6 protein-coding genes and 1 pseudogene are annotated in these 7,897 nt (G+C 71.1%); 1 reads left to right on the plus strand and 6 read right to left on the minus strand.

Translation table 11 applies throughout. The features are described from left to right. Positions 1 to 9 precede the first annotated feature (9 nt). From pstA to ABT025_RS28620, 6 genes are all read right to left on the minus strand, one after another. A complete protein-coding gene (gene pstA, locus ABT025_RS28595) occupies positions 10 to 1,095 on the minus strand; it encodes a phosphate ABC transporter permease PstA (protein WP_351000485.1) in 1,086 nt (361 codons plus the stop codon). After that, positions 1,092 to 2,084, minus strand: coding sequence for a phosphate ABC transporter permease subunit PstC (gene pstC / locus ABT025_RS28600; RefSeq protein WP_351000487.1), 993 nt, complete (start codon positions 2,082 to 2,084; stop codon positions 1,092 to 1,094). Before pstC ends, pstA begins: the two co-directional genes overlap by 4 nt. A gap of 138 nt (positions 2,085 to 2,222) precedes the next feature. After that, a complete protein-coding gene (pstS, locus tag ABT025_RS28605; protein ID WP_351000490.1) occupies positions 2,223 to 3,359 on the minus strand; it encodes a phosphate ABC transporter substrate-binding protein PstS in 1,137 nt (378 codons plus the stop codon). Between the two features lie 589 nt (positions 3,360 to 3,948). After that, on the minus strand, positions 3,949 to 4,377 hold the full coding sequence (locus ABT025_RS28610) for an NUDIX hydrolase (protein ID WP_351000492.1): 429 nt from the start codon (positions 4,375 to 4,377) through the stop codon (positions 3,949 to 3,951). Then, entirely contained in the window at positions 4,374 to 5,330 is a 957-nt protein-coding gene (locus tag ABT025_RS28615) for a CHAD domain-containing protein (RefSeq protein ID WP_502972051.1), read from the minus strand. Before ABT025_RS28615 ends, ABT025_RS28610 begins: the two co-directional genes overlap by 4 nt. Before the next feature lie 19 nt (positions 5,331 to 5,349). Then, positions 5,350 to 7,605, minus strand: coding sequence for an RNA degradosome polyphosphate kinase (locus tag ABT025_RS28620; protein ID WP_351000498.1), 2,256 nt, complete (start codon positions 7,603 to 7,605; stop codon positions 5,350 to 5,352). 208 nt (positions 7,606 to 7,813) lie between these two features. On the opposite strand from ABT025_RS28620, the pseudogene ABT025_RS28625 reads away from it, so the two are divergent. Beyond that, positions 7,814 to 7,897, plus strand: a pseudogene (locus ABT025_RS28625) (family 1 glycosylhydrolase); the annotation flags it as partial.

Genomic DNA, 7,897 nt, shown 5'->3' on the forward strand with positions numbered 1-7,897 from the left:
CTGCTGGCCTCAGCGGCCGGTCTTCGGGGCCTTCCAGCGGGCGATGCCGCGGGCCACCAGATTGAGGATCATGACGAAGGCGATCAGGACCAGGGCAGCGGCCCAGGCGCGGTCGTAGGACGCGGCCTCGCCGATCTTGTACTGCTCGTAGATGTAGAACGGCAGTGACGACTGGGCGCCTTCGAAGGGGTTCGGGTTGATCAGCTGGCTGCCGAAGACCAACAGGATGATCGGCGCGGTCTCGCCGGCGATGCGCGCGATGGCGAGCATGACGCCGGTGGCGATGCCGCCGATCGCGGTCGGCAGGACCACCTTCAGGATGGTGCGCCACTTCGGGATGCCGAGGGCGAGGGAGGCCTCGCGGAGCTCGTTCGGTACGAGCTTCAGCATCTCCTCGGTGGAGCGGACCACGACCGGGATCATCAGGATGGTCAGGGCCAGGGCGCCCATCAGACCGGACGGCTCCAGTCCCGCGATCAGCATGATCGAGAGGATGAACAGACCGGCCACGATGGACGGGATGCCCGTCATCACGTCGACGAAGAAGGTGACGGCCTTGGCGAGTGCGCCCTTGCCGTACTCCACCAGGTAGACCGCGGTGAGCAGGCCGAGCGGGGCGGAGATCAGCGTGGCGATGCCGACCTGCTCCAGGGTGCCGATCAGGGCGTGGTAGACACCGCCGCTGGCCTCGGGACCGAGGACGCCGGCCATCGAGTGGGTCAGGAAGTAGGGGTCCAGGCGCTCGGAGCCGCGGCTGATGGTCGTCCAGAGCAGCGAGGCCAGCGGGACGACGGCGATCAGGAAGCACACCCACACGAGGCTGGTGGCGAGGCGGTCGCGGGCCTGGCGCTGGTTCTCGACGACGGTGGTCGCGACGTACGAGAGCGCCAGGAAGAGCAGCGCGGAGATCAGGCCCCACTGGACGCGGCTCTGCCAGCCGGCCGCCAGGCTGATGCCGACGCCGAGGGCTGTCGACACGGCGGCGAAGCCGAGCGGGGCCAGGCGGGGCAGGGTCCGGCTGCTGAGGCTGTTGCGCGGCGCGGGGGGCGCGGGGGGCGTCGGGCGGTCCTGGACGCTCGTGGATGCGTGGCTCATGCGTTGGCCCCCGAGTACTCCTTGCGGCGGGCGATGATGAGCCGCGCGGCGCCGTTGACCAGCAGGGTGAGGACGAAGAGGACCAGGCCGGAGGCGATCAGGGCGTCGCGCCCGAACGCGTCGGCCTCGCCGAACTTCGCGGCGATGTTCTGGGCGAACGTCCCGCCGCCCGGATTGAGCACGTGCAGCGAGATGAGGAAGCTCGGCGACAGGACCGTGGCGACGGCCATCGTCTCGCCGAGCGCGCGGCCCAGGCCCAGCATGGACGCGGAGATCACGCCGGAGCGGCCGAACGGCAGCACCGAGAGGCGGATGACCTCCCAGCGGGTGGCGCCGAGGGCGAGCGCGGCCTCCTCGTTCATCTTCGGGACCTGGAGGAACACCTCGCGGCTGACGCTGGTCACGATCGGCAGGATCATGATCGCGAGCAGGATGCCGACGGTGAAGAGCGAGCGGGCGACGCCGATCTCGGTCTTCTCGAAGATGTACGTCCAGCCGAAGAACTGGTCGAGCCAGAGGTTCAGGCCCTCGAGGTACGGCACCAGGACGAGGGCGCCCCAGATGCCGTAGACGATGCTGGGCACCGCGGCGAGCAGGTCGATCACGTACGCGATCGGACCGGCCAGCTTGCGCGGCGCGTAGTGCGAGATGAACAGGGCGATGCCGACAGCGATCGGAACCGCGATGGCCATCGCGATGATCGAGCTGACGACGGTGCCGAAGAGCAGGACGGCGATGCCGAAGACCGGCGGGTCGCCGGCCGGGTTCCAGTCGAAGGTGGTGAGGAAGTTGCCCTCGTCCTCGGAGATGGCGATCGCGGCGCGGTAGGTGAGGAACACGGCGATCGACGCCATGATCACGAGCAGCAGGATGCCGGATCCCCGGGAGAGGCCCAGGAAGATCTTGTCACCGGCGCGGCCGGTGGACCTGGCGCGGGTGCGCCTGCCCGGCGGGGCCGGTGGAATTTCTGTCTGTGTGGTGGAAGCCATGGTCTTTCCGGTCTGTGTGGGGGAGCCGGGGGCTCCCCTGGCGGCGGTGCACCGGATGGGGCTGAGGTGGCGGGCCGGTCCGGAGGAGTGCACCGGACCGGCCGCCTCGTGCGTCGTGCGTCTTGCGGGGTGTGCGGGTTACGAGAGGCCGGCGACCGTCTCGCGGACCTTGGCGTTGATCGCCTCGGGGATCGGGGCGTAGCCGGCCTCGGTGAGGAGCTTCTGGCCGTCCGCGGAGGCGGTGTAGGTCAGGAAGGACTTGACCGTGCCGAGGGTGTCGGCCTTGTTGCCGGTGTCGCAGACGACCTCGTACGTCACCAGGACCAGCGGGTACGCGCCCTCGGCCTTGGTGGTGTAGTCGAGGTCGAGCGCCAGGTCCTTGCCGGTGCCCTTGACCTCGGCGGCGGCGATGGCCTTGGAGGCGTTCTCCGAGGAGGCCTTCACCGGGGCGGCGCCACCGGTGTTGATGTCGACCGTGGTGATCTGCTGCGAGGCGGCGTACGAGAGCTCGAAGTAGCCGATCGAACCGTCGACCTGCTTGACCTGGGTGGCGACGCCGGACGAGCCGGTCGCACCCTGGCCACCGGGGGCCGGCCACTTCTTCTCGGCCTCGTACTTCCAGTCGCTCGGGGCCGTGGCGGACAGGTACTTGCCGAGGTTCTGGGTGGTGCCGGAGTCCTCGGAGCGGTGGAAGGCCTGGATCGCCTTGTCCGGGAGCTTGGCACCCGGGTTGAGCTTGGCGATCGCCTCGTCGTTCCACTTCTTGATCTTCGTGTCGAAGATCTTGGCGAGGGTGGGGGCGTCCAGGACGAGGCTGTCGACACCCTCGAGGTGGAAGCCGACCGCGATCGGGCCGCCGACCATCGGGAGGTTGATGCCCTGGCCGGTCTTGCAGATCTTCTTCGAGTCGGCGACCTCTTCGGGCTTGAGCGCCGAGTCGGAGCCGGCGAAGCCGACGGTGCCCTGGTTGAAGGCGACGATGCCCTCGCCGGACGAGGAGGAGTTGTAGTTGATCTCCACGCCGGAGCAGGCGGCCATGTACTCCTTGACCCAGAGGTCCATGGCGTTCTTCTGGGCGCTGGACCCGGAGGCGCGCAGCTGGCCCTTGGCGCCGTCGCACTTGACGTTCGACGCGGCCTTCGTCGCACCGGCGGTGCCGCCGGTGTCGCTGCCGCTGTTGTTGTCCGAACCGCACGCCGTGAGGACCAGGGCGCCGGAGACGGCGAGGGCACCGAGCGCGGTGGCACGAAGCCGGTTCTTGCGCTGAAGCTTCACTTTCGGGTGTTCCTTCCAGGAGCCGCCGAGGTGTTTCGTTCTACGACGGCGTGCGATGTGTGGGTGGTACGGAAGTCGTGGTCGGTGCGGTGTGTGCCTCGCACCGTGCACTGCCGAAATTAGGCAGAACAGGTGAAGCGGCTTGCGGGGGTGAGTGAACGGAAGGTGAACCGTGTCGGGCGGCCTGGTTCCGGGCGGTCGGGCCTGTGGCCCGAGGGCGCGGTGGGGTGTCCCGAGGCGCGCGTTCACGAGGGGGCGGCCCGGCCCCGGGCGGGGGTTCCGTCCTCGAATGCCGGACGGGCCGGCCGGCACGGCCGGCCGCAGTCCGGAGCGGCGCCAGGCCTTGGGAGGCGCGGGCAGGGCCTGGTTGCGGCGGTGGCAGGGCCTGGTCACGGGGGTGGCAGGGCCCGGTTGCGTGGGTGGAATGGCCTGGTTACGCAGACACCAGGCCCGGCTACGCGGGTGGAATGGCCCGGCTGCGCAGACAACGGCGGCCCGGCTGCGCAAGCGACCAGGCCCGGCTACGTGTGTGGAGTGGCCCGGCTGCGCAGACAACGGCGGCCCGGCTGCGCAAGCGACCAGGGCCCGGCTACGCGGGTGGCAGGGTCCGCAGGGCCGCGTCCAGCAGATCGCGGTCGCGGGGCTGGGTCAGGCGGGCGCGGGCGGCCGCCGGCCGGAGCCACAGCACCCCGTCCACCTCGTCGTTCGGCACGAAGGTGCCCGCCGTGGCCTCGGCTGACCAGTACGTGACCTCTTTCGGCCGGCCGTTCGCGACGTACCGGACCATCGGCAGCACGGCACGCGGCACGCAGTGGTGGCCCGTCTCCTCCAGGACCTCGCGCAGGGCCGCGTCCCGCGGGGACTCACCGCGCTTCAGCTTGCCCTTCGGGAACGACCAGTCGTCATAACGCGGACGGTGTACGAGGCAGAGCTCCACGCCGCCGCCGGCGGACGCGGGCGGGCGGCGCCAGAGCACGCAGCCCGCCGCCCGCACCGTGCCGTTCGCCGTCCGGGTCATGGCCGGGCCGCCGCCGTGGCGTACGGCCAGCTCTCCCGGAAGACCGCCCGCGCCGCCTCCACCTCGTGGCGCTGGTCGGCGTGGAGCACCCCCAGGGCGTACGCCGTCGTCGGCGCGATGCGGGGGGTGCGGGCGGCCGCGGAGGCCGCCGCGGCCGCCTCCGCCGCGTCCCGGTGCAGATCGAGCGCGTGGCCCGGTCCGGCCAGGACCGGATCGGGGTTGCCCCGGACCACCTCATGGGCGTACCGGTGCAGGCGCAGCAGCAGCCGGGTCTGGTGCCAGGGCGCGTCGTGTGCCTCGTTGTACGGCTCGGCCGTCTCGTACGGGGGGAGCGCCGCGACGGCGCCGAGCAGCCGTTGCTCCGCCCGGTCGGCGGGCTCGCGCAGCAGCTCACCGGCGGGTTCGGCGGCCGCGGCGGAGAGCGGGACCTCGGAGGCGAGCAGCGCGACCGCGTCGGCCACCGCGTGGAAGCGGGAGGAGCCGAGCGCCTGGAGAGCCGCGGAGTGGGCGCGGGTGCGGGCCAGGGTCAGCTGCCGCTCCAGCAGCGCACCGGCGCGGGCTGCGCCGACGCCGAGGACGGCGCGCTCCTTGTCGGCGGAGCTGCCACCGGACTCGGTACGGGCCGCCGGCAGGGGCGCGCCCGACAGTCCGTGCAGCGCTTCGAGGAGCCGGGTCAGCCGGTCCGCGTATGCGTGCTCGCGGGCGAGCGTGCCGGACAGCCAGGCCAGCTCGGTGCGCAGCTGCTCGGCCCAGAGCGGGTCGAGCGCCGCCCGGAAGGTGTGCAGGGTGCCGCTGATCCGGCGGGCCGAACGGCGCAGCGCCCAGGCGGCCTGTTCGGCGGCCTGGGGGCCGGCGTCCGTGGGGGCACTGTTCTCGCGGTGCAGACGCAGGCTGCGCAGGAAGTCCGCGGCCTGTGCGCGCAGATACGGTGCGAGCACCGTCCCCGCGGTCACGTCCGCCTGTGTCTGATGGTCAGGGCGTCGCACGCCGGCGCCTCCGGGCGTCAATGAGCATTTCCTGTACGTGCCGCAGCGGCCGGCCCTCCGCGTCCGTGGCGTGCCGGGTCCAGTTCCCGTCGGGACCCAGGTGCCAGGAGGAGGTGGTGTCGGCCATGCCGGTCTCCAGGAGCCGGCTGAGAGCGGCCCGGTGCGCGGGGTCGGTGACCCGGACCAGGGCCTCGATGCGGCGGTCGAGATTGCGGTGCATCATGTCGGCGCTGCCGAACCAGACTTCGGGCTCGCCGCCGTTGCCGAACGAGAAGACCCGGGAGTGTTCGAGGAAGCGGCCCAGGATGGAGCGGACCCGGATGTTCTCGGAGAGGCCGGTGACGCCGGGGCGGATCGCGCAGATGCCGCGGACCCAGATGTCGACCGGGACGCCCGCCTGCGCGGCCCGGTAGCAGGCGTCGATGATCGCTTCGTCGACCATCGAGTTGACCTTGATGCGGACGTAGGCGGGCCGGCCGGCCCGCTGGTGCGCGATCTCCTTGTTGATCCGGACGATCAGCCCGTCGCGCAGCGACTTCGGGGCGACGAGCAGCCGGCGGTAGGTCTCGCGGCGTGAGTAGCCGGAGAGCCGGTTGAAGAGGTCGGAGAGGTCCGCGCCGACCTGCGGGTCGGCGGTGAGCAGGCCGAGGTCCTCGTACAGCCGGGCCGTCTTGGGGTGGTAGTTGCCCGTGCCGACGTGCGAGTAGCGGCGAAGGGTGTCGCCCTCCTGGCGGACGACGAGCGAGAGCTTGCAGTGCGTCTTCAGGCCGACGAGCCCGTAGACGACGTGGCAGCCCGCCTCCTCCAGCTTGCGCGCCCATTTGATGTTGGCCTGCTCGTCGAAGCGGGCCTTGATCTCGACGAGTACGAGGACCTGCTTGCCGGACTCGGCTGCGTCGATCAGGGCGTCCACTATCGGGGAGTCGCCCGAGGTCCGGTACAGCGTCTGCTTGATCGCGAGGACGTCCGGGTCGCCGGCCGCCTGCTCCAGGAAGGCCTGGACGGAGGTCGAGAAGGAGTCGTACGGGTGGTGCAGCAGCACGTCGCGTTCCCGCAGCGCGGCGAAGATGTCGGGCGCGGAGGCGGACTCCACCTCGGCGAGGTCGCGGTGCGTTCCGGCGATGAACTTGGGGAACTTCAGCTCGGGCCGGTCCAGGGACGCTATGCCGAACAGCCCGGTGAGGTCGAGCGGTCCGGGCAGCGGGTAGACCTCCGCGTCGGACACCTTCAGCTCGCGGACCAGCAGGTCCAGCACGTACGGGTCGATGGACTCCTCGACCTCCAGGCGGACCGGCGGGCCGAAGCGGCGCCGCATGAGCTCCTTCTCCAGGGCCTGGAGCAGGTTCTCCGCGTCGTCCTCCTCGACCTCCAGGTCCTCGTTCCTGGTGACCCGGAACATGTGGTGCGCGAGGACCTCCATGCCGGGGAAGAGCTCTTCGAGGTGGGCGGCGATGACGTCCTCGATGGGGACGTAGCGCTGCGGCGAGGCCTCCAGGAAGCGGGTCAGCAGGGGCGGCACCTTGACCCGGGCGAAGTGGCGGTGGCCGCTGACCGGGTTGCGTACGACGACGGCGAGGTTGAGCGAGAGGCCGGAGATGTACGGGAAGGGGTGCGCCGGGTCCACGGCGAGGGGGGTCAGTACGGGGAAGACGCGCTGGCGGAAGAAGGTGAACAGGCGGGCCTGTTCCTTCTCGGTCAGCTCGGGCCAGCGGATCAGCTGGATGCCCTCGTCGGACAGGGCCGGGGCGACGTCCTGCTGGTAGCAGGCGGCGTGCCGGGCCATGAGTTCGCGCGAGCGGGTCCAGATCAGGTCGAGGACCTCGCGGGGCTGGAGACCGGAGGCGGACCGGGTGGCGACACCGGTCGCGATGCGGCGCTTCAGGCCCGCAACCCGGACCATGAAGAACTCGTCCAGGTTCGACGCGAAGATGGCGAGGAAATTAGCCCGTTCGAGGAGTGGTGTCGCCGGGTCCTCGGCCAGTTCCAGGACGCGTTCGTTGAACGCGAGCCAACTGCGTTCCCGGTCGAGAAAGCGGCCCTGGGGCAGCTCGTCCCCGTCGACGTCGGGTTCGTACGCGTCGGCGTCCGCGTCGATGTCGGGGTCCAGGTCGGCCGCGGTGGACAGGGCGGCGGAGGAGGAGGACGGGGTGGCGACGGCGTGCGGCCGGTGTGCGGCGAGGGAGCCGACGGACGGCTGGGCGGTGGGCTGGACCGGGACCTCGGAGCTGGGCTGCTGGCTCATGGGCCCATTCTTCCGCGCGGAGTGCTCCGGGGGCGCGTCGGAGGGGATCGAGATCGCGGAGATTGCGCGCTCGGCACGCTCTCTGCCGGGATTTCTCCCGTTGCGGGGGGTCGGCACAGCTGGCTGCATCCTGAGAGGGTCCCAAGGGCGTCTGAATGCCCGGTAACGGCGACATGACATACAGGAAGCGGTGTGGTCGTGTCCGGGCGACGGCCTCCTCGACGCCGGGATCACCCCGTTCCCCACGCTCTACCACTGGGACCTCCCGCAGGCGCTCCAGGACCGCGGCGGC

It is taken from the genome of Streptomyces sp. NPDC002809, assembly GCF_040295435.1.
In the GTDB taxonomy this organism is placed as follows: Bacteria; Actinomycetota; Actinomycetes; order Streptomycetales; family Streptomycetaceae; genus Streptomyces.

What these genes read in the sequence shown, in the direction of transcription:
- pstA (WP_351000485.1), bottom strand. Translation starts at nt 1,095, where the DNA reads ATGAGCCACGCATCCACGAGCGTCCAGGACCGCCCGACGCCCCCCGCG.
- pstC (WP_351000487.1), bottom strand. Translation starts at nt 2,084, where the DNA reads ATGGCTTCCACCACACAGACAGAAATTCCACCGGCCCCGCCGGGCAGG.
- ABT025_RS28610 (WP_351000492.1), bottom strand. Translation starts at nt 4,377, where the DNA reads ATGACCCGGACGGCGAACGGCACGGTGCGGGCGGCGGGCTGCGTGCTC.
- ABT025_RS28620 (WP_351000498.1), bottom strand. Translation starts at nt 7,605, where the DNA reads ATGAGCCAGCAGCCCAGCTCCGAGGTCCCGGTCCAGCCCACCGCCCAG.